Raw genomic sequence first — 24,700 nt, 5'->3', positions numbered from 1 at the left:
TATCTCTACATTACTTATTCGACTTTAATTGTAGCTTTCCTGCAATAAATTCTGAAATATCCTCAATATTTTTGGTGCGCTGACTGTCATTTGTCATATCGAACCAGGCAACATCCATTTTATTTCTGAACCATGTAAGTTGGCGCTTTGCATACCTTCTTGAATTTTGCTTTAGGCTTTCTATCGCCCGTTCCAAGCTAACTGTACCATCAAAATAATCGTAAAGTTCTTTGTACCCAATGGCTTGAACAGACTGAACATTTCTTATTCCTTCATCATATAACTCTTTTACTTCTTCTAACAAACCTTGTTTCATCATCAGATCAACGCGAAGATTTATTCTTTCATAAAGTCTTTCCCGATCCATGGTTAACCCAATTAAAGCAACATCGTACTGCAGCTCCTGGGATTGCTTTTCTTGATACTCAGACATTGTCTTTCCAGTACAATGATAAATCTCCAATGCACGAATGACTCGACGGGTATTATTCCGGTGAATATTCCCTGCTGAAACGGGATCCACAGAAACTAACCGATCATGGAGCCACTCGGAACCATTTTTCTCAAGGCTTGCTTCTAATTCCTCACGAAAGTGTTCATCACCTGGAGTTTCAGTGAATTGATAATCATATAATACGGACTGAATATACAGTCCTGTACCCCCAACTATAAGAGGGACTTTTCCACGTGAGTGAATTTCTGAAATTTTCTTTCGGACAAGTTGCTGAAAGTCTGCTACAGAAAAGGATTCCCATGGATCTTTAATATCAAGCAGATGATGTGGGACTCCTTCCATCTCTTCAGGTGTGATTTTCGCGGTACCGATATTCATTTTTTTATACACCTGCATGGAGTCACCACTTATGATTTCGCCATTATACCTCTTGGCAAGTTCTATACTTGTATTGGTTTTCCCTACAGCAGTCGGACCAATAAGAACGATCACTTTCTCTTTTTCAATTCTTGTCATACGTTCACTGCTTTCTATGTAAATGTTTCGTTACATATTATCGTACCATAATGATAGAGGTTGTTAAATCACATCTTGCCAGTATACCCGATTCTTTTATGTTTATTCAATATAAGAAGCTGTTTCCTCCTTTCTTCTTAGAAGTGATTGTACCCATTTCTATTAGGGATAAAACTCAACGATATGAAACTCTCATACTATAACCAGCCTGGAGGGGTCCTCCAGGCTGGTTATGGATGTTCATTATTTTTCATGTAGAAATTGTTTTTAAACCTTTGATGACCAGCTGCTATAGACTTTAATTTGCTTTTAAAATTAACCTATCCCCATCTGGGTTTGAAATGGATGTTTGATGATAGTCCCCATTTTTCCATGCGTTTATTTGATTTTGATACCATTTACTTTTATAATGCCCCGCTTGTCCTGGACCTACAATATGATAACCATTGTTCATGGTCTCTGTATCAATAACAAATCTCCATGAAGCACCATGATTGACGATTCCACTCTCATTGTAACTCGCAGCGCCAACCGTCACCCTACTTCCTCCCACGGGCTCGGGATCCCGGTCATTTAAGAACCTTTTCAACACGGAAGAAGCTCCCGATAATGGGTGTTCAAAGTATACTTTATGATACAGTCCCCACTCCCACTCGTCCATTGAAGAACCATAAGCTTCTTCCAGCTCGTCTATTGCTTGGGTTAATGAAGCTGATATAAAAGTTTTGTACCCTCCCCTGTCCACAAACCACTGAGACTCCTCTCCGTTATGAGCTTTTCGAATGAGTTCATCCACGATACTTTGCCGGCCTTCAAACAATTTGATCATATCTCTTGGAATTTCCTTCTTAAATAGCCCAGTGGAAATTTCGTTTATCCATTGATGAAAAACGAGTGGCGCAGCAAAATTTTTATCATCTTTATGGTTCCAGGACTTCAGCAACTCAACCGCTTCTCTTTCTTTAGCTGTTAGCGAGCCACTCTCCATATCTTCAATAAGGATGGGAACCATTTCACGTGCATGTAGATTCATCTGATCCATTTGAAGGTCTTTCATATCGGAAAGAGTGAGATCATTTTCCGATTCTAAATACTCCGATATTCTCATGTACCGATATGGCTGAGCCCAGTGATGACTAATGTGATATGGATATTCATCGGAAACTACTTTATTATTTGCTGTTGCAATGAAACCCGATTGGGGATTGATGACTTTTGGAAGCTCTTCGAATGGTATAAATCCTTCCCATTCATACTCAGGATCCCATCCGGGAACAGGCAGAAGTCCGTTCCCTTTTTTCCTTATAGGAATTTTCCCATTTGCCTTATACGCAATCGTCCCATCCTCTGAGGCAAAAACGAAATTTTGCGTAGGAACATGGAAATCCTTTAAGGCTTCTTCAAATTCATCCCAATTCTTTGCCTTATTGATGTTAAGGATTGCAAGAAGTTCCAGACTTGGATCAAGTGCTGTCCATCTCATTGATAGTACTTTTTCACTCTCATTTTGATGAGCAAATTCTGAAATTACCGGACCATGCCTTGTGATCGTGACTTCATAAGGAATGGTGTCACCATCTTTTACTTTAATGGGCTCTTCTATGATCGTTGCCCTTTCCCAATTTTCATCATATAAAAACAGAGAAGGATCTTCTTCATTTCGTTTTTCAACATATAAGTCCTGAACATCAGGTCCCGTATTTGTTACCCCCCACGCAATTTGCTCATTATGACCAAGGATGATTCCTGGAATACCGGCAAAAATCACTCCACTCACATTGACTTGTGGTGATTCCAGGTGCATCTGATACCATATCGAAGGAGTTCCCAATGAGAGATGGGGATCGTCTGCCAGGAGGGGCTTAACACTGGCTGTTTTCTCTCCGCTCACCACCCAGTTGTTGCTCCCATTAAACTCAGGTGGAATGACTGCACCGGCAAATGATTGCTTCATATCAACCTGAACTTCTCCTATATCCGATAGAATGGTAGGAGCGTCTTCAGGGTATGACGGAAACAAATCATAGGCTTTATCCTTTGGCAGGTTTTCTAACGCCCAATATCGGAACGCCTGACCTTGCCAGTGGCCCCCTAAATCAAATGCCATATACTTCCCTATGGTTAATGAATCAATGGGAGTCCATTTTTCAGGTTTATAACCAAGCAGGGTAAATTCAATAGGGAGCTTTCCTTCATCTGTGGCTTCTTGCATATAAGCGTTGACCCCACCTGCATACCATTCGAGAAGCTGCTTGGCTTCATCAGGATATGCTGCAAATGAAACTTCCGCTGCCCTCCGCAAACCAAATGTCCGGAAGAACTTGTCCCGATCAACTGCTTTCTCACCGACCACTTCACTCAATCGCCCTGAAGCCTGTCTCCTGCTTAGGTCCATTTGGAATAGGCGATCCTGAGCCTGTACATAGCCTTGTGCCATATACAGGTCTTTTTCATTTTGAGCAAGAATATGGGGCACACCGTCTTTATCCCTGATCACTTCTACATCTTCGGATAACCCTTTTAAAGAAATGGAACCAGTTGTAACAGGCAGCGATCTGTCAATGTAATAATTTGCAAAAATTAGGATTCCAAGCATGATGAACATGATGGCGCCCGCTGTCCATAATGTAACTTTAAGGCGTTTATTCTTTTTCTCCCTTAGAAGCTCTATGTCTCCATTCATTCCATTTCCCCCTATTATATATGGAATTTTCTGAAAATATCTATATCTTAGTATTAGCTTTATGTGAGAAGAATTCCTTCTACAAAAATGCATTCAGATAAATTTCATATATAAAAACCGAAAGGGCTATTAAGCTCTTTCGTCATATAGAGGTACAGTACGTTTCAATCTCTATCACTTTAAACCTTTTTATTTCCAAAAACCCTTACAATCTGTTTCTGATTAATTGCTCGAATAATCAGAAACTCTTTAAAAACAGAATAACTTAGTTTCTATAATATTATTATTGTAGTTTAATATGTTCAGAAGTCCTACTTAAATTGCTATAGCCTTGATATTTCTTAAGGTGCACCACCCTTTATAGCCCCCTTTTCTGATGTAATTCTCTTATCTATCATCGGTCCCTATCAGAATGACCCAAACTTATATACACAGCTGCTTGGTGTATTTTTTTCATTTATAATCAACGAGCACAGTCATTAATAGTTAAATAGCATAACATATACTAGTTTAGTAAAGAGGAGGTGAGATGATGGGTATCTTCCTAGATGGTAGAACAAGTCAAAATGCCAGTTTGGCAAACACTTTAACAACTCCAATCCTTGTAGGTACCGATTCTTTATTTGGCGTGGTGGGGTTAGACGTGTCAAAGGCAACCGTTGGACAGATAAGAGTGGAGTTCAGTGGAACTGTTGCTGTACAGTTACCTTTAGTTCCGCTTGCAACTAGTGTCAATATCACTGTAGTAAGAGGGACGCAACAATCAGGTTTAACAACTGTATATTCTGCAGAACAGCAATTGAGTCTTGAGATATTGGGGCCACAGCTTATTACATTTTCTGGCGCAAACTTTAATGCCCCTAAGCCGGAAAGTGGACCTCTAGTATATACCGCATATATAAGCGCCTCAGCTATTGGGACTATCAGAGTCGGTCCTGAGAGTTTTAGTGCTATTGCAACAGCTGGATAAAATTAGGACAACCTATGCCTCACCTTAATTGGGTGAGGCATATTATGATATTTAATTATCTGTTCAGATCATCTTCCCAGTACCTTCAAGGAATGGTTCTATTATTCTTGTAGGGTGTTTTGCTTATAACAACATAGGATCTGCCACTGGTGATTAATGACTACAGAGAAAAAGCCGATGGATTAGCAGTATTCCATCGGCTTATTTTACATTATTCTTTTAAACATTTTTTCCATTTCATAAGTTGAATAGTGAATGATGATTGGCCTGCCGTGGGGACAGGTAAATGGATCACTCGTTCTTCTCAGTTCGTCCAGTAAAGCTTGCATGTCTTCATTGCGCAAATGATGGTTCGCCTTGATCGAACCTTTGCAACTCATCATAATAGCCGCTTCTTCCCGGAGTTTTTTGATATCAACCCGGTTCATTTTCAATACTTGTTCGATCATATCTTCGATGGTTTGCTGTTCTTCCCCTTTTGGAAACCATTGAGGATGTGCCCGGACAATAAAGCTATTGTAGCCGAACTCTTCCAGGAACACACCGACTTCTTCCAGAAGATGGCGGTATTCATTAATCTTAATATACTCGTCTGTAGAAAATTCTAGGGTAAGCGGGACCAGGAGTTCTTGGAGCTCCTTCGCAACCTCCCCCACTTTTTCTTTAAAGAACTCATATTTTATTCGTTCTTGAGCTGCATGTTGATCAATGATATATAGGCCACGATCATTTTGGGCGAAGATATACGTACCGTGCATTTGGCCAACAGGGTAAAGTGGTGGAACTCTAGGAGAGTGACCTTTCTCATTGAATACTTCTCCCTCTTTTGTATCCTGAGATTCCATTTCTTCCTCAAGTGTGTGCGTTAAGTCCGGAACTGCCGGTTTATCTGAAACAGGAATTTTTGCCTCATGGGATTCGTTCATTTCTGGTTTTGGCTCATAAAGCTTTTCCAGCTCTTCTCTAGGAAGCAACCGTTCACGAACCGCCCCTGCGAATCCCGCCCTCTCCTCTTTCGAAGGAGTTTTAGCCGAATGATCCAGGCTCATGGACGTTTGCTCTGATTTCGGCTGTACAATCTTCGGTGCCACGGATCCTGAAGGAATCAATTCTTTTCCTTTAAACACATTTTTGATTCCTTCAGTAACTAATGTATTTAATTCACTTTCTTTACTAATGCGGACTTCCATTTTGGAAGGATGTACATTGACATCTACCAGAATCGGATCCATTTCTATACTCAGAAGGACGATGGGGTGACGACCAATAGGAAGAAGTGTGTGATATCCTTCGCCGATCGCTTTCGCCAAAGCATAGTTTTTAATAAACCGCCCGTTGATCATCGTTGAAATATAATTTCTGGAGGCACGTGTAACCTCCGGCAGGGAGATAAAGCCCTTAACCTTGAAATCAAGTGAGCTCACTTCAATCGGAACCATCTTTTTGGCAATCCCTACCCCATAGATTGCTGCCAGAACCTGCAGGACATCTCCATTACCATTGGTGTGTAATAAAGCTTTACCGTTGTGCAAAAGCTTGATTGAAACGTTAGGATGAGCCAGGGCAATCCGGTTCACCACATCTATAATGTTTCCCAGCTCAGTGTGAATGGTTTTCATGTATTTTAATCGTGCGGGTGTATTGAAGAACAATTGTGAAACTGTGATATCTGTGCCTTTTCTTGACGACGTTTTTTCGAGTGAGTTGATTTCTCCACCTTCAAGCTCGATACACGTACCTGGACCTTCTCCCGTACTCGTCTTTAACGTAAAATGAGAAACAGAAGCAATACTCGGGAGCGCTTCTCCTCTAAATCCTAAAGTCCGGATTCGGAATAAATCATTTTCGTCTTTGATTTTACTGGTTGCATGACGCTTAAAAGCTGTTTGTACATCATCCTCTTCAATACCGTCACCATTATCAATGATGCGTATCGAATGTAAACCTGCTTCCTCTATATGAATTTCGATCACAGATCCGCCTGCATCTATGCTGTTTTCAAGGAGCTCCTTCACGACAGAAGCGGGTCTTTCCACCACTTCACCGGCGGCAATTTTATTAGAAAGCGCATCATCAAGCTGAAATATTTTCACCACAGTTTCACCTCCTTTAATTTTTTAACTTTTTTTGGATCCCATAGAGGGTGTTCATTGCATCCAATGGAGTCATCTCCAGGATATCGAGCTTTTTAAGCTCATCTAAACATTTCTTTTCTTTAGAAGTAAGATTTTCTTTTTTCCCCTTTTTCTCAGCAGCAAAGAAGGATAGCTGGGCAAGATCTTCTTCATTTGGTTCGTGTTTCCCACCAGCTGATTCCATTGCAGCAGCCACTTCTCTGGAGTAATCAGGCTTATCCTTGCGCTCAAGCTCAAGAAGGATTTCGTTCGCTCTTTCAATCAGGGCTTTAGGCAGCTCGGCAAGCTCGGCAACATGAATTCCATAACTTTTGTCAGCTGCTCCCTCCTTGATTTTATGAAGGAATACGAGCTTCCCGTTTTGTTCCATGGCACTTACATGTACGTTTTTTACCTTTTGTAATTCTTCTTCAAGAACCGTCAGCTCATGATAGTGAGTAGAGAATAAGGTTTTTGCCCCTATATGTTCATGAATGTATTCTATGATCGCTTGAGCCAATGCCATGCCGTCATAAGTGGAAGTACCACGTCCAATTTCATCAAATAATATTAAACTCTGCTGGGTCGCGTGGATGATCGCATTTTTCGCCTCTAACATCTCAACCATGAAAGTACTTTGACCTGAAATCAGATCATCCGCTGCACCAATTCGCGTAAATACTTGATCAAAGATTGGCAGGTTTGCCTCACTGGCAGGAACATAACACCCAATTTGAGCAAGGATACTCGTTAAAGCCACCTGTCTCATATAGGTACTTTTCCCCGACATATTCGGTCCTGTTATAAGAAAGACTTCTTTTTCTTGATCCATATCGCAGTCGTTCGGAACATATTCCTGAGCACCCATCACCTTTTCCACAACCGGATGACGTCCGTCCCTCAACAGGATTCTTCTTTCTTCATTAAAGGCAGGGCGGGTATAATGACGCTTTTCACTGACCGTTGCAAAGCATTGAAGAACGTCCAATTCACTTACGAGTTTCGCGAGTTTCTGAAGGCGGGGTATAAATTCCTTCACGCTTTCACGAATCCCCAGGAACAGTTCATATTCCAGATCCACGCTTTTTTCATCGGCTTGAAGGATAAGAGCTTCTTTTTCCTTTAACTCCGGGGTGATGAATCGCTCCGCATTTGTTAATGTTTGTTTTCTTTCATAGCGGTCTTCTTCCAGGTGTTGAAGGTTTGCTCTCGTTACTTCGATATAGTAGCCAAAGACCCGGTTAAATCCAACTTTAAGGGACCTGATTCCAGTCCTTTCCCTCTCATCACGTTCAAGTTGAGCAATCCAGGACTTCCCGTTTCTACTTGCATCACGGTATTGATCAAGCTCATCATGATACCCATCCCGAATCAGACTTCCCTCTTTAATTGTAAGAGGGGGGGTTTCCACTAAAGCCAGGTCAAGAAGATCTGTTAGCTCTTCACATGGATCAAGTTTCTTTACGAGATCATCGGTTGAATCATTTTCGAGTGATCCGACCAAATGTTTTAACAGGGGTACTTGCTGAAGTGATTTTTTCAGCTGAATCAGATCACGTGCATTCACATTACCGAACGCAACCCGCCCGGCGAGCCTCTCCAGATCATACACTTCCTTTAATCGTTCTCTAAGATCCTGCCTCTCAAAGAATCGCTCCAATAACACTTCGACAACCGTTTGACGTTTTTCAATGTCCTGTTTATGAATAAGTGGTCGATCGATCCATTGCTTGAGTAACCGGGCTCCCATAGCCGTCATCGTTTCATCTAATAGCCATAGAAGCGAACCTTTCTTTCCTTTTGAGCGGATCGTTTCTGTCAACTCCAAATTTCGCTTTGAATAATAATCCATTTTCATAAATTGATGAAGCTGATATGTTTCAACTACTTGTAAATGATCCAGGCTTCTCTTCTGTGTACGGAAGAGGTAATGAAAAAGGATGGATGAAGCTTTTATTAGTTTATCTTGTTTTAAAGGAGCAACGAGATGAGCAAAATCTTCTCCGCCGTCAGCTTCTTTCTCATATGACAAGGTAACATCATTTCGTTCTTTAATCTTTCCTTGTATCGCTTCACTAAGATCGGGATGAATGACGACTTCCTTCGCACCAATCGTGGATAATTCATTCAGCAATGCTTGAAGGCCATCTGTGACCAAGGTCACTTTTGTTTCCCCTGTTGTTAAGTCACTATAAGACAGTCCGTATGTTTCATCATTAAAATCGGTCACAGAAGCAATATAGTTGTTTTCTTTGTCATTCAGGCCCTTTCCATCCATAACCGTACCTGGTGTAATGAGCTGAACAACTTCTCTCCGCACAACTCCCTTAGCTTGTTTCGGATCTTCGGTTTGTTCACAAATCGCTACTTTAAAGCCTTTATCGATGAGTTGCTCTATATAGTTAGGGGCAGAATGATACGGTACACCACACATGGGAATACGCTCCTTCCCTCCCCCATCACGACTTGTTAACGTTATTTCAAGTTCCTGCGATGCGGCAATGGCGTCGTCAAAAAACATTTCATAAAAATCACCTAAACGAAAAAATAAAAAGGCATCCTGGTATTCTGCCTTTACTTGTAAGTATTGTTTTATCATTGGAGTATATTGTGTCATGGTTTCATTCAAACCTTTCCAAGTAAATCTACTAATCTCGACTATTCATTATATCACACGTATAACGGATGGAGCATGTAGTAGATTGAGGAAACCGGATATGGTCACCTCAAGATTAGTGGGTACATCTCTTTTTTTTCACAAAAAAATCCGCTTCCAAAATGAGGAGCGAATCGATGTCTTGTTTATTCGGATTGTTTTGCAATGTTTGACTCACCGTTCAAACAGCTGGTGTTTTTTGCCTTCAATTTGAAAAAATATTTATATGATAAGAAACCAATCACCAGTATAGCCCCTCCAATGAGAAGGTAGGTTTGTATGTTACTCATTAAAGACTGTACATATTTAAGGTTTCCATTCTTGCCGACTATTAACATCGTGAGGGTAATGGGAAATATTCCGATGAACGTCAGTCCGCCAAACTTCCATTTGTTCACTTTACTAATACCTGCAACATAAGAAATATAGTTACCAATGCCAAGCGGTCTCGTGATGGCAATACTCCACAATCCGCATTTCCGAAACCATTTCTGACCTTTAGCCATTTTCTTCGAGCTTGTTTTTTCTTTGATTTTATCTTTTAATTTATATCCTATTCCATATGGGATATAACTAAATACCGTATATACCAAGCTGCTTGTGAATGATAAAATGATTAGCTTCGTCCAGGATGGATCCAAAAGGTAACCATATGTCAGCGTCACGAGGGCTCCCGGAAATGGCAAGGATGATGCTTCAATCGCATTTCCAGCGAATAACCCCCACATTCCAAGCTCCTTAATTAAATTTATTACGAAATCAAACATCGGTGTGTTCCCTCCACGATTCATTTATATACCCTTTTCCCTATTTTGCATATTAAAAACGCTTATAAAGAATAAGAATTCATCCACTGGAGGGAAATAATGTATCTTAATGGCTCCTTATTCCATTTCCTCAAGAAAAGCATGCCCGTCTATTTTCCATTGATCCTCAATCGTATCTTTCCGAATGATGAATTGAACGTTATTTTCTTCTACAGATTGATTGGAACGTATCCATTTCACTCTTAGCTTAAGCTTCATTCCAACAAGTATCGGTAAATCCTCTACAGGAAGTATCGATCTCTCTGTAACATCAATATGTTTCACTCTCTTAAGGACGGACCCGCCACTTCCAAACATAACTTGTGAAATCAGCTTTTCATCCTGCTGATTGACAGCAATCTCCATTACGCTGATCAACTCATAGGGGTCCAATTTGTATAGAAACTCATCCAGTTTTCCACCTGCTTTTAAAATCATGATCTTATGTGCCAAATCAGGCGTTGGCGTTTTATGGGTTGTACTTCCATAAAAATGCACGCAGAAATGTCCCGGAAAATTGTTTTGGAGAGCACCTGCTCCGTGCGGCATCCCGTTCATTGAGGCAGATATTAATTGATCATGTACTAAAACGAGAATTGCACGACGGTCCCAACTCCATTTTCCCCCATAGATGGATTTCATGATTTTCGTGTCTTTTTCAGTAACTGGTTGTACATCCGCATGTTTACTTCCCGCTCTTCTTTGAACCTTGAAAGAAAGGCCGGTTTCTATATCAATAATCGTAAAATAAGATTGTTTTGGAATGATATCTTTCACTTGATCCCACGGAAGTATTTCTACAGTAAAACTAGGCATTGCCCCCGCAGGTTTAGGACTGCATGAAAAAAGTAAAGACACAACCATCATGGACCTGAATAAATAAAGCATGTAAAGACCTCTTTTTTTTCTTAGTTTTTAATCACAGCTGCAAATACATAACCATCAATTTTTGGCAATTAGGATTTGACATGAAAGAAGCCTTTTCCACCGATACTACATTAGAAAGGAAGGGTTCATATGCTCTTGATTAAACTTAGTACAATTGGTCTATTACTGTTTCCTGTAATGAATGGTCAAGATCAATTACATATACAATTTCAAAATCATACGCCAATTTCTATAGAACGTAATTCATTAAAAATACCATTGGTAGATGAACCAATAATGGACGAAAGTCAATATGAGGAACTAGTTTCAGAAGTGCAAAATCAAGTTTATACCCCTCCTCTGAATGCTTATATCAATGAGAATAATCAAATTATTTCAGAAAGAGCCGGCTACAAACTTAATGAAAGGAAATTTCGTGAACTGGTTCATTCCTTCTTCTTTTCCAGAGGATCAGTCAATATGGAAGCCCCCCTTATGACCCTACACCCCAAAGTCGATAGTGAGATCCTTGCGCACATCCGGACACAGCTTATTGGAAGATACGTCACATATTTCAATAAGCATAATAAGGAACGGTCTCAAAATATTGTTTTAGCAACCGAAAAAATCAATAATACGGTTGTGTTCCCTGGAGAAGTGTTCTCCTTTAATGGAGTGGTAGGAAGAAGAACGAAAGAAAAGGGATATAAAAAAGCTCCCGTAATTGTAAAAGGGGAACTATCAGAAGATATTGGGGGAGGGATTTGTCAGGTATCATCTACTTTATTTAATGCCGTTGACCAGGCAGGCGTAAAAATATTGGAACGGTATCATCATTCAAAGAGGGTTCCATACGTGCCAAAGGGCAGAGACGCTACAGTTAGCTGGTATGGACCTGACTTCACTTTTAGAAACGCTTATAACCAACCACTGCTCATCCGGGCAAAAGTAATGGGCGGGCAAGTTATCACCTCGATTTATTCTTCTGACCTTATCAATGTGGAAAAAAGAAAGGTGCCAAGCGCTTCAGAAGAATTATCTACGGAGAAAGATGTGGATAAATCTATTCATGAATAGTGTTTTGAAAATGAAAATGCACCTCCTGATTCATGAGGTGCATTCATTATTAATGATATTCTAAAAATTCAATTCGATTTCCAAATGGATCTGAGACGAAAAAGCGATCTCTACCGTTAATCGGTGTATCTTCTTTTATCCTGATACCTTTCTCCAATAGGGTACGCTTAAGCGCAGCTAAATCTGTAACAAGTAGACCCGGATGCGCTTTTGTTGCTGGTACAAAATCATTTTGTACCCCTACATGAATTTCCTGTGGTCCATATTGAAACCAACAGCCGCCCCTCCCTTGAAGATTTTCAGGTTTCGGTATTTCGTTAAGACCAAGAATTTCACCAAAGAACTTTCTAGCTTCCTCTTCACAGCCTTTTGGAGCAGCAAACTGAATATGATCAATCCCTTTGAAAATGATGCTCAACCCCTCCCCCTTGATTCCTACTCGTTCATTTTACCATAAAATTCTATTCCCTGAAAAATGGAAAAACACCTGCACAAACAGGTGTTTTTCCATTCACTATTATTGAAGTTGCTTGATCCCATCCATCACCGTGGATAATAACAGATCCAGATCTTCCTCTTCTATGTTTAATGGTGGTGATAAAGTTAGCACATTATTGTAACCAGCGACTGTTGCCCCATTTTTCCCTATGATTACCCCTTTTTGCTTACAGTATCCAATCACCTCATTGACCTTCGATACGTCTAAAGGTTCTTTTGTTTCCCTATCACTTACCATTTCAATTCCAATTAACAGACCCTTTCCTCGGACATCTCCAACATATTGATGATCTTGCAAATGATTTTTCAAAGTGTTCAATGCCTTTTCACCAAGATCAGCAGATCGTTCAAAAAGCTTTTCACTCTCCATGATTTCAATGTTTTTCAAAGCAAGGGCACATGCTGCAGGGTTTCCACCGAATGTATTAATATGGCGGAAGTAATCATATTCCTCAGATCCTTTAAACGCTTCATATATCTCACGCTTCACGGCTGTTGCTGATAGCGGAAGATACGCACTTGTAATTCCTTTTGCCATCGTGATGATATCCGGCTTCACATCATAATTCATGAAACCAAATGGCTTGCCTGTACGACCAAAGCCACAAATTACTTCATCGACAATCATAAGTGCTCCATGCTTCTCACAAACTTCTTTCGCCGCTTTCATATATTCATCTTGTGGAACGAGAATCCCACCTCCTGTGATGATCGGTTCCATGATCAACGCAGCCACCGTTTCACTCAATTCCCAGGTCATGGCTTGATCAAGTGCTTTTACACCAGGAAGATCATGTGGATTTTCCCCCGATGTTTCATCGCGATAGCAATCAGGTGGAGCGATATGGATAAACCCAGGAGCTAACGGCTCATACTTATATTTCCTCTGAGCCTGACCTGTTGCGGCCAGGGCCCCCATGGAATTCCCGTGATATCCTCTATATCTGGAGAAAATTTTATACCGTCCATGTTCCCCTTTTTGCTGGTGGTACTGCCTGGCAATCTTAAAGGCGGTTTCATTTGCTTCGGATCCACTATTGGAAAAGAAAATGACATAGTCATCCCCAAGTAATTGATTTAATTTCTCTGCAAGCTCGATAGCCGGCTGATGACTTTGTGTTAGTGGGAAGTAAGCCATTTTCTTAAGCTGATCATAGGCTGCCTCTGCTAATTCCTGTCGACCATATCCTACGTTTACACACCATAGCCCTGCCATGCCATCCAGAAACCTTTGACCATCCTTATCTGTAATCCAGGACCCGGCAGACTCTGTAACAACCATTGTTCCATCGGGATTGTATGGTTTCATGGAATGCCAAATCAGCTTTTCATCATTCCTTAACCATACATCTTGAGATTGACCTGCTTTCACCATGAAAGTTCCCCCTAACTCTGATTAAAAATCAAATCGAGAAGTGATCATTTTCTTCCTAGTATAGAAATTTACTCCGTCTTTACCGTTTACATGCATATCCCCATAGAAAGAATCCTTCCACCCTGAAAATGGGAAGAACGCCATTGTCGCAGGAACACCAACGTTAATACCCAGCATTCCAGCGTCTGCTTCTTCTCTGAACTGTCGGACTGCCTTTGCATCTTTCGTGTAAATCGTAGCACCATTTCCATACCTTGATTGACGTATATAATCAAGACCTTCATCCAGATCCTTGGCTCTCAACAAGCTGAGGATAGGGGCAAACATTTCTTCTTTTGCAATGGTCATATCCGGTGAAACATGGTCGAAGATCGTTGCACCCAAGAAGTTTCCTTCCTTGAAGTCATCCATTTCTTTACGCCCATCCCGTAAGAGGGTTGCACCTTCATGCAGTCCTTTTTCAATATAACCCAGTGTCTTCTCTCGATGTTCTTTTCGAATGACGGGAGTGAGTAGCACTTCTTCGTCCATCCCGTTACCAATACATAATTCATCTGCTTTTTTACTTAATGCCTTAACAAACGGTTCATTATCCCCTACAACCACTACGGCACTGCAAGCCATACATCGCTGGCCGGCACTGCCAAACGCTGAACTGATAATATGCTCAGCCGCTTTATTCATATCTGCATCAGGCATGACAACATGATGATTCTTCGCCCCGGATAGGGCCTGAACCCTTTTCCCATGAGAGGCAGCCTGTTGGTACACATACTTAGCCACCGGCTGAGACCCGACGAAGGATATGGCTGCAATATCTTTATGCTCGATCAATCCATTTACGACATCATGTGCACCATGCACGACATTCAATACACCATCGGGCATTCCTGCATCTGTTAATAACTCTGCAAGCCTATTGGCTAAAATCGGGGTTCTTTCTGATGGCTTCAACACGAAAGTATTTCCACACGCAATTGCAAGCGGGAACATCCACAGGGGTACCATCATAGGAAAGTTAAAAGGCGTAATCCCCCCCACTACACCAAGTGGATATCGGAACATCTCTGAGTCAATATCCTCTGCAATACCACTCAGCGTTTCACCCATCATTAAAGTCGGTGCACCACAGGCGAATTCCACACACTCTAGCCCCCGCTGCACTTCACCATACGCCTCTTTAAATGATTTACCATTTTCCTGTACAACCAGTTTGGCCAACTCCTCATGATTGTCAGAAAGTAAAGAATGGTATTTATATAGAATACGGGCACGTTTTGGAACCGGCGTCTTCTTCCAGGTTTGTGAGGCTTGTTTAGCAGCTTTCACAGCCCTAGCTACGTCTTCTTTAGTAGAAACCGGGACTCTTGCAATCTCTTCATTTGTAGCAGGATTCACTACTTGTAACGTCTGTGAGCTAAGAGAATCAACCCATTCCCCTCCAATGTAATTCTTTAATACAGCTACGTCTTTTTTAATGATCGTCATATTCTAGTTCCTCCTTATTTTTCCATCGGATTTTTCTCCGTGGTGTAGAACCTGTCGTATAGTTTATAGTTTTATTATGAAAGAAATTGTCAGTGGTTTCATTAGACATTGTGTAAAAGAACCTGGCTTCTCAATTTGACACTTTACCATTAATTAATCCTCGACTCTTTCAAAGAGCTAAGTGGTTGCAAATAATCATGGGCAGCAAGGAGAAACTCGATGGCCACACGTTTATCAGAGGTCATAAAATCATCTCCAAGTAAATCCTCAATTTTTTTGAGGCGATGGTAGAGTGTTTGTCTTACTATAAATAGTTGTTTCGAGGTTTCCTGTTTTGATCCCTGACATGCAAGGAAAACCTTCAACGTCTTCAATAGACTGCCATCATGTTTACGATCATAATCAAGGAGCGGTGTGAGGTACTCTTCGATCATTTCCCAAAGATTCACATTGTTGTTAACGATTGAAATCAGCCTGTATAAATGCAGATCATCAAAGAAAAAATACGCCTTTGAAGCATCCACCTTTGACTGAAACATGAGACTGTCTTTAGCAGTTTCATAGCTCTTGTGAATTTCCATCGTCTCCATTTGGTATTTGCCAGTTGCAAATACTGTTTGTGAAGAATCTTTAAAGAAATCAGACTGAAGAATCTTTTCGTAGGCAGTGGTGACTCTCGATTTCCAATCTCCTGTCCTCCTTGTGTCCAGAAGAATGAAAATGAGATCATTCCCTACTCTTTCGGGTAACACACGAAAACCCTGCTGTTCAAAAATACTTCTGGTGACAAGATTAAAATAGGTAAAATCAATCGGCTCTTGTTCATTCAGCCTGTTCGTCTGGCAAATACAGACGACTCCACCATTGACTTGTACTTTTAAGTCGGCTAAAAATGCGGAGAGTCTCTCATAGGACTGTTCTCCTTTTAACCAACAGGTAATCCATTTGGAGTCTTCTAACCGTTTTTGCTCGTTAAAATACAATTCTCTCATTAAATACTGGGCTAACGCCGTTGAAGTTCTGTCCAATATGAGAAGCTCATATTCACTAAAAGGATGATCGCTTCTGTATATACATAACTCTGCGTATTCCTGGTCAAATAAAATAACTTTAGTGGAGGCAAAATGGTGATTACGGGTATCTTTATGACTGTGATAACTTTTTCGTATTCTCTCTTCATCCGGTGAGCACATGAGTGGATAGATTTCCACCTCTTGTTCTTTCAACTGAAAGAGTACAGGTACAGTAAGCTCCTTATGTAAAACCTGAAGGATCTCTCTGAAGTGATTAACCCCGAGCAGCCTTCTGTTTAACTCCTGTGCATATGAATCCAGTTTTTTTATCATGTCGTATTGCTGATTGATGAGTACGGAGTGAATATCCTGAGTTATACTAACGAACGGAACTTCCCTCTGAAACACGATAATAGGAAAATCAAATGAATCTGCACACTTTAATACAGAAATCGGAATCGTGGAAATATTGGTATCAAGTTCAATGCAAATCGCTGCTGCTTCACTTTCGATTAACTGTTGAAGGAGTGAAAGAAAGGTCTCTTCCTCCTGTAAAGCGATTCCTGTAGAAAGAATCAGTTCATTTCCGTTAAGAAGATTTTTTATCGAAGTTACTTCGACTACATGGACCCACTTCACCTGACGGCTTAGACCATTGTGCCCAGCAATCACTTTAGCATGTTCAAAGTACTTTCTTACTAGAATATCTTCTACTGAGAAATAGTAATTACTTTTCATGTTTCTCTCCTTATGTTCTGCCTTTGGGAAATGGAGAAAAAGGATTGGCGGAACCAATCCTTCATTTTGCTTCTATTCTTCTATATAGGGGATGGCAAACTGGATCTCTTCACTCCACCATTTCATTATTTCTTCATCTGATAGCTGTTGTGAAGATAAGACGGCTAACACCCAATCGATTAGCTCATCAGACGTTTGCATATTTCCAGGAAAGAGTGTCAGTTCCTTTCCTTCACGCGGTCCCATAACGTCACTCATCCAAGCTCCCCCCTTCAACTATTAGTTTTGAAGTAATAGATTTGAAAAATATTTTCGTGCATTTGCCGTTTTCACATGAAGAGTGGCACTTCTTTTATTTTCAGTATGCTTAAACAGAACAAATGCCCCACTTAGGTTCTCTGTTATTTTCTCAATTTTAAAGCCTTTTTGAATGAGAAAATCAATCTTATCCCTTTCACTTAAAAACTCTTGATAATCAGACATGCCGACACCCTTTCTAACGTATCTTCAGAACTACCCTGCTTCATGATCCAATGAAAACCATGCCTATTAAGAAAAACTTGTTCCTGTTGGGGATTCTTCCGAGACAACGACTTCTTCTTCGACTTGAATTTCCCAATCGCGGCCGACAGACAATCCAAGATATTTCTCATCACTCGGGTCAATTAGTTCTGCCTGCTCGTATTTCTTAAACCACCAGAATTTAGCCAATACATAATAGCAAAGAGCTCCAACCCCGAAGCCGACTAAAAATGAGAAGTTTGGAACGTAATAGGCGGCAACTCCCCCAATAATCCATGAGATGAACCCGGCTAGATTCACTCCATTCATATACTTGAATTGTCCTTTTTCTTCATATAATGCAGGTACATTGACTCTTCGCTTCCTGATAAAATAATAGTCTGAAATTAAAATCCCCACGATGGCTGACAGTATGCCTCCTACGAATAGTAGAACTGGAATGATTACACCAAAAAGGTTCCATGGTTGTACGATCGTACCCACAATACCAGCAGTGATGACCCCTGCCCAGAACGGGAATTTCGGTCCCCCGACATTAGAGAATATTGTTGCAGCCGGAACGATATTCGCAGCAATATTCGTTGACCATTGAGCCAGGACGATCATCAGAAGGAGGACCCCTAAAACGAATCCGCTCGCTGCTTCTTGAAGGGCTACGACGGGATCATAATTTAAAACGGCAATATACGAAATCCCACCAATTAACACCATAAATGATTGAGTAATAGGGAGAGCTACAAGGTTACCAATGATCGAGCTTTTGTTTCTCTTAAACCAATTCCGCTCATTTTTTGGAGCTTTCATGAATCTGGAAATGGACGGAATATCAGCAGATAGTGTGGCCCAAAATCCCATATTACTAAAGATGACTACCAGAAAAGCAGTAAACGTGGCAGCACCTGTTACCGGACTTTCAACCCAGCTCCAAATGTCCCTTCCTTGAGAAGCGGCTGATTCAGATAAGGATGAATACATCCATACAGAAATAAGAATGATGACCGGTGCGGCAAGGTCGGCAAACCTTTCCACCGCTTTAATCCCAAGAGCTGTATTCACTAATTGAAGGACGGCAAAAATCATGAAACAAACAAACCAATTATCAAAACCAGATAAAATATTTAAAATACCATTCATCGCTGTTGCACCAAAGTAGGTGTTTATTCCAAACCACATTGATGCTGCCAGACCACGAACTACAGAGGGAATATGGGTTCCCAGCGTTCCAAAAGGTGCTCTCATATAAACCGGAAATGATACCCCGTGCTCAATCCCGATATCCCCGGTTAATGTAATAAATAGACCAATCGCAAGAGACCCAATAATGGTGGCCAGAACAACAAGAGGCAGAGGTAGGGATACGACCCCGGCACCCCCAATGGCGAAGGTTGCGAGAACGACAACCATTCCAACCCACATAAATGAATAGCCAAGCTTGGTGATTTTTCTTTCGCTCTCTTTAATCGGTAATAAATCCGGAGACTTTAAATAACTTTTCTTCATCTTGAACACCCCTTATTTTTTTGCTTCGAATGGCAAAACCATATCTTTGACAAGAGAGGCCGGAGGAAGGCAGTCTCCCTTCCTCTGGCAGGAGTTGTTCTACAGTTAAGATGCATTTTTTTCTAAAGTTTTTAAGATTTAGAGGATTGAAGTGCTTCACTCTCTTCATTTGAAAGAAGCTTACCGTATTTTGCTCTCTTAATATACTTTCCGGTTCCCAGCTTACCGACGAACTGTTTGTCTTTAATGACATATTCACCCCTGGACAATACAGAAACAGGTTCACCTTTTATCTTCATGCCTTCAAACGGGTTATAATCTGCTGCCATATGATGAGTTTCAGCACTTATCACCCTCTCAGCACTTGGATCGAAAATGACCACATCTGCATCAGAACCTACAGCAATGGTCCCTTTCTGAGGATAAAGACCAAACAGCTTTGCACTACGCGTAGACATGATATCAACAAACTGGTTTAAGCTTATCCGCCCTTTTTCAACTCCTTCTGAGAATAATATGGATACACGGTCCTCAACAATCGGTCCGCCATTCGGGATTTTAGTGAAATCATCTTTCCCAAGATCTTTTTGCCCTTGGAAATCAAATGAGCATTGATCAGACCCTAATGTTTGCAGCTGTCCACTTTTCAAGGCATTCCAGAGAACATCTTGGTGCCACTTCTCACGAAGGGGAGGCGACCAAACGTATTTAGCTCCCTCAAAGTTTGGACGCTCTAAATAGGTTTGATCAAGCACAAGATACTGAGGACATGTTTCTCCCCAGACATTCAATCCTTTACTTCTTGCTGCTGAAATCTGCTCAACGGCATCAGAGCAGGAAACATGCACAACATATAATTGGGAATCTGCCAATCCGGTTAGTTTGGCTGCGCGGCCAGTCGCTTCACCCTCCAGTTCAGGCGGTCTCGTCAGCGCGTGATAAATTGGTTCCGTTTTCCCTTCCTCTAGAGCCTTTTCGGTTAAATACTCAATAACGTCGCCATTCTCGGCATGTACCATGACGAGTGCTCCTAATTCCTTCGCGGCAATTAAGGTTCTAAATAGCGTTTCATCGTCTGCCTGGAATACATTTTTATAGGCCATAAAGACTTTGAACGATGTAATCCCCTCTTTATCCATCACCTCAGGAAGCTGTGATAGAACTTCTTGATTGATTTCCCCGATCATTAAATGGAAACTATAATCTATGACTGCTTTATCCTTAGACTTCGCATGCCATATATCAATGGAATTTTGAAGTGGTTCTCCCTTATTGGTCAAACAGAAATCAATGAGTGTCGTCGTTCCTCCAAAGGCAGCTGCAATGGTTCCGCTCTCGAAATCATCCTTTGATACCGTCCCACCGAAGGGCATTTCCAGATGAGTATGGGGATCGATCCCACCGGGGAAAATGTACTTTCCTTTCGCGTCAATTATTTCTGCATTGCTAGTATCAAACCCTTTACCTATGGCTGCGATCTTCCCACTTTGTATAAGCACATCCGCTTTATATGTGTCTGTTGCCGTCACAATGGTTCCATTTTGAATAATTTTATTCATTTCCATACCTCCAGATTTATTTCGCCGCGTTTACTTTAGCTTCGGATAAGCTCCCTACTACCGCTTGACGTTCATTCCATGTCATTGGCATATGGCCGCTTGGAACTTCTATCATGTCAATAGCCCCATCAACCGGACAGACAATCGAGCATAAATTACATCCGACACAATCTTCTTCCCGCACTTTTAAATAGCTGTTTCCTTTAGGGTCTTTTAGCATGTCAATGCATTGATGAGACGTATCTTCACAGGCAATATGACACTTATTGCAATTAATACAAACATCCGTGTTGATTTTTGCCACAACACTATAATTAAGATCAAGATTTCCCCAATCAGAAAATCTCGGTACTGATTTCCCGACGATATCCTGAACTGAAGCAATCCCTTTTTCATCCAAATAATTATTTAAGCCATCAAGCATATCCTCGACTATTCTAAAACCGTGATGCATAGCAGCAGTGCAAACCTGGACCCCAGATGCTCCCATAAGCATAAATTCGACGGCATCCTGCCAATTGGATACTCCTCCCATTCCTGAGATCGGAACATTGATACGAGGATTTCTGGCACATTCGGCAACCATGTTCAATGAAATTGGCTTTACTGCAGGTCCGCAATATCCTCCATGAGCACCTTTTCCGGCTACATGCGGAATGGTATTCCAAGAATCCAGATCAACACCTGCTAAACTGTTGATTGTATTGATCATACTTACTGCATCTGCTCCACCCCGGACAGCGGCTTCAGCTGTGACAGTAATGTCTGTAATGTTTGGCGTTAATTTTACAATTACAGGTGTCCTGGCCACCTCTTTGGCCCAAAAGGTTTGTTTCTCGACGAGTTCTGGTACCTGACCGGACGCAGATCCCATTCCCCGTTCAGCCATTCCGTGTGGACATCCGAAATTCAGCTCCAGCCCATCAACTCCGACGTCTTCAACCTTCTTTACGATTTCATGCCATTTTTCTTGTTTAGGCTCTACCATTAATGATGCAATGATTGCATGATTCGGAAATCGCTTTTTTGTTTCATAGATTTCCTTCAGATTCACTTCTAATGGTCGATCGGTAATGAGTTCGATATTGTTGAATCCTGCTACTTTTTGACCATTAAAGCTTACGGCTGCGAACCTTGAAGATACATTAATAATAGGCTCCCCTAATGTTTTCCATACTGCACCGCCCCAACCGGCCTCGAATGCTCTTTGAACCTGGTAACCCGAGTTCGTCGGTGGCGCAGACGCCAGCCAAAATGGATTAGGTGATTTTATTCCTGCTAAATCAATGTTTAAATTTGCCATGAGTTCCCCCCCTAGGACAATCTTAATTCACGTGGACTTTCTCCAATTGTGCATGTAATTGATAGGCGGCAAGCTTCCCTTGCTCTGCAGCCGTAACGACCATTGCTTCTCCTACTCCCTTACCAAAAACAACGTCTCCACAGGCGAAAATCTTTGGATTAGAGGTTTGGAAGGTTTCTAGATTAACCTGTACCACACCGTCTGAATGCTCCAGATCGAATTGTTCAATAAGTGATAGATGACGAGTTTGGCCAATCGCCTTAATGACTGCGTCAACAGGAAGCACAAACTGTGAGCCTTTGACAGGAATCGGACGTCTTCTTCCATCCTCACCAGGCTCTCCTAACTCCATCTTGATACATTCGATTCCCGTTACTTCTCCTGCATCATTTCCTATAATTCTCTGAGGTGACGTTAGCCAGCGGAATTCTACTCCATCCTGTTTTGCAAATTCGTATTCAAAATCATAAGCCGTCATTTCTTCTTGTGTACGTCGGTATAAGATTTTTACATTCTCTGCTCCTAAGCGGACAGAACAGGTGGCTCCATCAATGGCTGTATTCCCCGCTCCGATCACCACCACTTTTTTGCCTACATAATCTTGCGACAGCTTGCCACTTTTCGTTGCCTTAACAAATTCAATGGCGTCATGAACACCTTTTAAGTTTTCCCCTTCAATTTTCAAATCTGGAACATGGGACATTCCTGCCGCCAAGATGACAAAATCATGGCTCTCTACGATTTCATCTGCAGATATGTCTTGACCAACCTTGACATTGGTTCGAATATCGACATTCAATTTCTTTACTTGCTCCACTTCCCAGTAAGATATGCTCTGGGGAAGTCGGAAAGATACGATTCCATAAGTATTTAAGCCTCCAGCTTCCTTTTCCGCTTCATATATGGTTACTTCATATCCGAAGCGGGCAAGTTCCCTTGCAGCCGATAGGCCGGCTGGTCCCCCTCCGATAATCCCTACTTTGATCCCATTTGGTTCCCCTGCTTCAAATAGCACCGTGTCGTTATGTCTTGCCCAATCTGTTGCATATCGCTGCAGGTCTCCAATCATGATTGGCTTAGTAGAATGATTCAGTACACAAGCCCCTTCACACAGCTCTTCTGTCGGGCAGACACGTGAGCAGCTCGCACCCACAGGATTTGCAGACATGATTGTTTTTGCCGATCCTTTCAAGTTCCCGGATGCAATCTTTTTAATAAATGAAGGTATATCAATGCTTGTGGGACAAGCTACTATGCACGGAGCATCATAACAATACAAGCAGCGATTCGCTTCCTCCACGGCTTCCCTATTGGTCAATCCCTCATGGGCTTCGAGAAAATTCTTCTCAAGATTGAGTAATGAAAGTGTGTTAGACAAACTGACTTCCCCCTATCCATTTCCTATTAATTTCCATAACCTGTTAAACACCCCATGGCTGACAATGATGGTTCACCGTCAGCCTCAATATTTTAAGGAAGTAAAGCCGTCATATCGTTATAAGTTTCAGGCCTGCGATCTCGATAGAACTGCCATGTATCCCGGACTTCACGCAAAAGCTTCTTATTCATTTCACCGATAATGACCTCATCACTATCTCTGCTTCCAATGGAAACAAAGCTGCCTCTCGGATCGACTAAATAGGACTGTCCGTAAAATTCACCCATATTCCAAGGACCCTCAAAACCAACACGATTAATAGCTCCTAAGTAGTAGCCGTTTGCCACCGCATGGGCTGGCTGCTCAAGCTTCCATAAGTATTCAGATAAACCGGCTACCGTTGCAGATGGATTGAACACAATTTCTGCCCCTTTTAATCCTAATAAGCGGGCACCTTCCGGGAAGTGACGGTCATAACAAATATATACTCCTACTTTTGCATAAGCAGTATCGAATACCGGGTACCCAAGGTTTCCTGGTTTAAAGTAATATTTCTCCCAGAATCCGTAACCTTCCTCTCCAACCCCAACATGTGGAATATGCTGTTTTCGATATTTTCCGAGATAGGATCCATCTGCATCGATGACCGCTGCCGTATTATAGTAAGTTGCTATTCCTTCTCTCTCATAGATTGGAAGAACGATGACGACACTCAGCTCTTTGGCTAACGCCTGAAACTGTTTTGTTGTTGGACCATTTGGTATTTCTTCAGCAGAGTCATACCACTTTGGATTTTGTTCGGAGCAAAAGTAAGGACCATAGAAGATTTCCTGTAAACAAATGATTTGAGCTCCCTTTTTTGCTGCGTCCCGTACCAGTTCCACATGTTTTTTGATCGCTTGCTCTTTATGGACGTCTACCCTTTCACTCCCATCTACATCATGAGAAGCTTGAATAAGTCCAATTTTCACCAAATCTGACATTTCATTACCCCCTACACAAATAGATTTTATAAAATAGTAAGCGCTTTCATTGTTTTTTTGCTCCATTGGTTCACACTTACTAGATTTCACCGACTAAAAAAATCTGAATTTTAAGTATTTTCACTTTATTTTAACTCGTACATTTACAGAATGCACTATACATTCTGTAACACTAACTACGTTCCGGATTTGTCATTATG

Annotated in this window: 19 protein-coding genes; 2 read left to right on the top strand and 17 right to left on the bottom strand. The window is 41.4% G+C overall.

The window, feature by feature from the left end:
- Positions 1-10: 10 nt before the first annotated feature.
- Positions 11-970, bottom strand: a complete 960-nt coding sequence (gene miaA, locus ACOSV2_RS03705; RefSeq protein ID WP_428973951.1) for a tRNA (adenosine(37)-N6)-dimethylallyltransferase MiaA — start codon at positions 968-970, stop codon at positions 11-13.
- 298 nt (positions 971-1,268) lie between these two features.
- Entirely contained in the window at positions 1,269-3,653 is a 2,385-nt protein-coding gene (locus ACOSV2_RS03700; RefSeq protein WP_428973950.1) for a penicillin acylase family protein, read from the bottom strand.
- Positions 3,654-4,182: 529 nt separating this feature from the next.
- Between ACOSV2_RS03700 and ACOSV2_RS03695 the strand changes: the two genes are divergently transcribed.
- Positions 4,183-4,623: a hypothetical protein gene (locus ACOSV2_RS03695; RefSeq protein WP_428973949.1), complete on the top strand. Its 441-nt coding sequence runs from the start codon at positions 4,183-4,185 to the stop codon at positions 4,621-4,623.
- 206 nt (positions 4,624-4,829) lie between these two features.
- Here the strand turns inward: ACOSV2_RS03695 and mutL are convergent, their stop codons facing one another.
- From mutL to ACOSV2_RS03675, 4 genes are all read right to left on the bottom strand, one after another.
- The gene (gene mutL, locus ACOSV2_RS03690) at positions 4,830-6,719 is read right to left on the bottom strand and encodes a DNA mismatch repair endonuclease MutL (protein ID WP_428973948.1); all 1,890 of its coding nucleotides are present in this window, start codon (positions 6,717-6,719) and stop codon (positions 4,830-4,832) included.
- A 13-nt stretch (positions 6,720-6,732) separates the two neighbouring features.
- On the bottom strand, positions 6,733-9,354 hold the full coding sequence (gene mutS, locus ACOSV2_RS03685) for a DNA mismatch repair protein MutS (RefSeq protein WP_428973947.1): 2,622 nt from the start codon (positions 9,352-9,354) through the stop codon (positions 6,733-6,735).
- Between the two features lie 185 nt (positions 9,355-9,539).
- Positions 9,540-10,160, bottom strand: coding sequence for a DedA family protein (locus ACOSV2_RS03680; protein WP_428973946.1), 621 nt, complete (start codon positions 10,158-10,160; stop codon positions 9,540-9,542).
- A gap of 117 nt (positions 10,161-10,277) precedes the next feature.
- Positions 10,278-11,087 carry a hypothetical protein gene (locus ACOSV2_RS03675; RefSeq protein WP_428973945.1) on the bottom strand — a complete coding sequence of 270 codons (810 nt, stop codon included), beginning with the start codon at positions 11,085-11,087 and terminating at the stop codon, positions 10,278-10,280.
- Between the two features lie 129 nt (positions 11,088-11,216).
- Between ACOSV2_RS03675 and ACOSV2_RS03670 the strand changes: the two genes are divergently transcribed.
- Positions 11,217-12,143: a VanW family protein gene (locus tag ACOSV2_RS03670; protein WP_428973944.1), complete on the top strand. Its 927-nt coding sequence runs from the start codon at positions 11,217-11,219 to the stop codon at positions 12,141-12,143.
- A 49-nt stretch (positions 12,144-12,192) separates the two neighbouring features.
- Here the strand turns inward: ACOSV2_RS03670 and ACOSV2_RS03665 are convergent, their stop codons facing one another.
- The 11 genes from ACOSV2_RS03665 to ACOSV2_RS03615 form a co-directional block, all read right to left on the bottom strand.
- A complete protein-coding gene (locus ACOSV2_RS03665) occupies positions 12,193-12,561 on the bottom strand; it encodes a VOC family protein (protein ID WP_113968121.1) in 369 nt (122 codons plus the stop codon).
- 99 nt (positions 12,562-12,660) lie between these two features.
- On the bottom strand, positions 12,661-14,016 hold the full coding sequence (locus ACOSV2_RS03660) for an aspartate aminotransferase family protein (RefSeq protein WP_428973943.1): 1,356 nt from the start codon (positions 14,014-14,016) through the stop codon (positions 12,661-12,663).
- A 21-nt stretch (positions 14,017-14,037) separates the two neighbouring features.
- Positions 14,038-15,504 (bottom strand): CoA-acylating methylmalonate-semialdehyde dehydrogenase, encoded by a 1,467-nt coding sequence (locus ACOSV2_RS03655; RefSeq protein WP_428973942.1) that lies wholly within the window; start codon positions 15,502-15,504, stop codon positions 14,038-14,040.
- A 149-nt stretch (positions 15,505-15,653) separates the two neighbouring features.
- Entirely contained in the window at positions 15,654-17,255 is a 1,602-nt protein-coding gene (locus ACOSV2_RS03650) for a PucR family transcriptional regulator (RefSeq protein ID WP_428973941.1), read from the bottom strand.
- Positions 17,256-17,327: 72 nt separating this feature from the next.
- A complete protein-coding gene (locus ACOSV2_RS03645) occupies positions 17,328-17,513 on the bottom strand; it encodes a hypothetical protein (protein WP_113968124.1) in 186 nt (61 codons plus the stop codon).
- Between the two features lie 21 nt (positions 17,514-17,534).
- A complete protein-coding gene (locus ACOSV2_RS03640) occupies positions 17,535-17,738 on the bottom strand; it encodes a hypothetical protein (protein ID WP_113968125.1) in 204 nt (67 codons plus the stop codon).
- Positions 17,739-17,804: 66 nt separating this feature from the next.
- Positions 17,805-19,277, bottom strand: a complete 1,473-nt coding sequence (locus ACOSV2_RS03635) for an NCS1 family transporter (protein WP_428973940.1) — start codon at positions 19,275-19,277, stop codon at positions 17,805-17,807.
- 131 nt (positions 19,278-19,408) lie between these two features.
- On the bottom strand, positions 19,409-20,836 hold the full coding sequence (gene hydA / locus ACOSV2_RS03630) for a dihydropyrimidinase (RefSeq protein WP_428973939.1): 1,428 nt from the start codon (positions 20,834-20,836) through the stop codon (positions 19,409-19,411).
- A gap of 16 nt (positions 20,837-20,852) precedes the next feature.
- Positions 20,853-22,139: an NAD-dependent dihydropyrimidine dehydrogenase subunit PreA gene (gene preA, locus ACOSV2_RS03625; RefSeq protein ID WP_397551635.1), complete on the bottom strand. Its 1,287-nt coding sequence runs from the start codon at positions 22,137-22,139 to the stop codon at positions 20,853-20,855.
- Between the two features lie 22 nt (positions 22,140-22,161).
- Positions 22,162-23,517 carry an NAD(P)-dependent oxidoreductase gene (locus ACOSV2_RS03620; protein ID WP_428973938.1) on the bottom strand — a complete coding sequence of 452 codons (1,356 nt, stop codon included), beginning with the start codon at positions 23,515-23,517 and terminating at the stop codon, positions 22,162-22,164.
- 92 nt (positions 23,518-23,609) lie between these two features.
- On the bottom strand, positions 23,610-24,500 hold the full coding sequence (locus ACOSV2_RS03615) for a nitrilase-related carbon-nitrogen hydrolase (protein ID WP_428973937.1): 891 nt from the start codon (positions 24,498-24,500) through the stop codon (positions 23,610-23,612).
- Positions 24,501-24,700: the final 200 nt, after the last annotated feature.

The sequence above is a fragment of the Rossellomorea sp. DUT-2 genome (assembly GCF_052665285.1).
Note: the sequence above shows the minus strand (reverse complement) of the source record. Positions and strands in the feature narration are given on the sequence as shown.

Excerpts from the sequence above, each read along its gene's own strand:
- ACOSV2_RS03645 (WP_113968124.1), bottom strand. The coding sequence starts at position 17,513 with ATGAGTGACGTTATGGGACCGCGTGAAGGAAAGGAACTGACACTCTTT.
- ACOSV2_RS03650 (WP_428973941.1), bottom strand. The coding sequence starts at position 17,255 with ATGAAAAGTAATTACTATTTCTCAGTAGAAGATATTCTAGTAAGAAAG.
- ACOSV2_RS03635 (WP_428973940.1), bottom strand. The coding sequence starts at position 19,277 with ATGAAGAAAAGTTATTTAAAGTCTCCGGATTTATTACCGATTAAAGAG.
- ACOSV2_RS03670 (WP_428973944.1), top strand. The coding sequence starts at position 11,217 with ATGCTCTTGATTAAACTTAGTACAATTGGTCTATTACTGTTTCCTGTA.
- ACOSV2_RS03680 (WP_428973946.1), bottom strand. The coding sequence starts at position 10,160 with ATGTTTGATTTCGTAATAAATTTAATTAAGGAGCTTGGAATGTGGGGG.
- ACOSV2_RS03660 (WP_428973943.1), bottom strand. The coding sequence starts at position 14,016 with ATGGTGAAAGCAGGTCAATCTCAAGATGTATGGTTAAGGAATGATGAA.
- ACOSV2_RS03675 (WP_428973945.1), bottom strand. The coding sequence starts at position 11,087 with ATGCTTTATTTATTCAGGTCCATGATGGTTGTGTCTTTACTTTTTTCA.
- miaA (WP_428973951.1), bottom strand. The coding sequence starts at position 970 with ATGACAAGAATTGAAAAAGAGAAAGTGATCGTTCTTATTGGTCCGACT.
- ACOSV2_RS03655 (WP_428973942.1), bottom strand. The coding sequence starts at position 15,504 with ATGACGATCATTAAAAAAGACGTAGCTGTATTAAAGAATTACATTGGA.
- ACOSV2_RS03700 (WP_428973950.1), bottom strand. The coding sequence starts at position 3,653 with ATGAATGGAGACATAGAGCTTCTAAGGGAGAAAAAGAATAAACGCCTT.
- ACOSV2_RS03640 (WP_113968125.1), bottom strand. The coding sequence starts at position 17,738 with ATGTCTGATTATCAAGAGTTTTTAAGTGAAAGGGATAAGATTGATTTT.
- preA (WP_397551635.1), bottom strand. The coding sequence starts at position 22,139 with ATGGCAAATTTAAACATTGATTTAGCAGGAATAAAATCACCTAATCCA.
- ACOSV2_RS03615 (WP_428973937.1), bottom strand. The coding sequence starts at position 24,500 with ATGTCAGATTTGGTGAAAATTGGACTTATTCAAGCTTCTCATGATGTA.
- ACOSV2_RS03695 (WP_428973949.1), top strand. The coding sequence starts at position 4,183 with ATGATGGGTATCTTCCTAGATGGTAGAACAAGTCAAAATGCCAGTTTG.
- mutS (WP_428973947.1), bottom strand. The coding sequence starts at position 9,354 with ATGACACAATATACTCCAATGATAAAACAATACTTACAAGTAAAGGCA.
- hydA (WP_428973939.1), bottom strand. The coding sequence starts at position 20,836 with ATGAATAAAATTATTCAAAATGGAACCATTGTGACGGCAACAGACACA.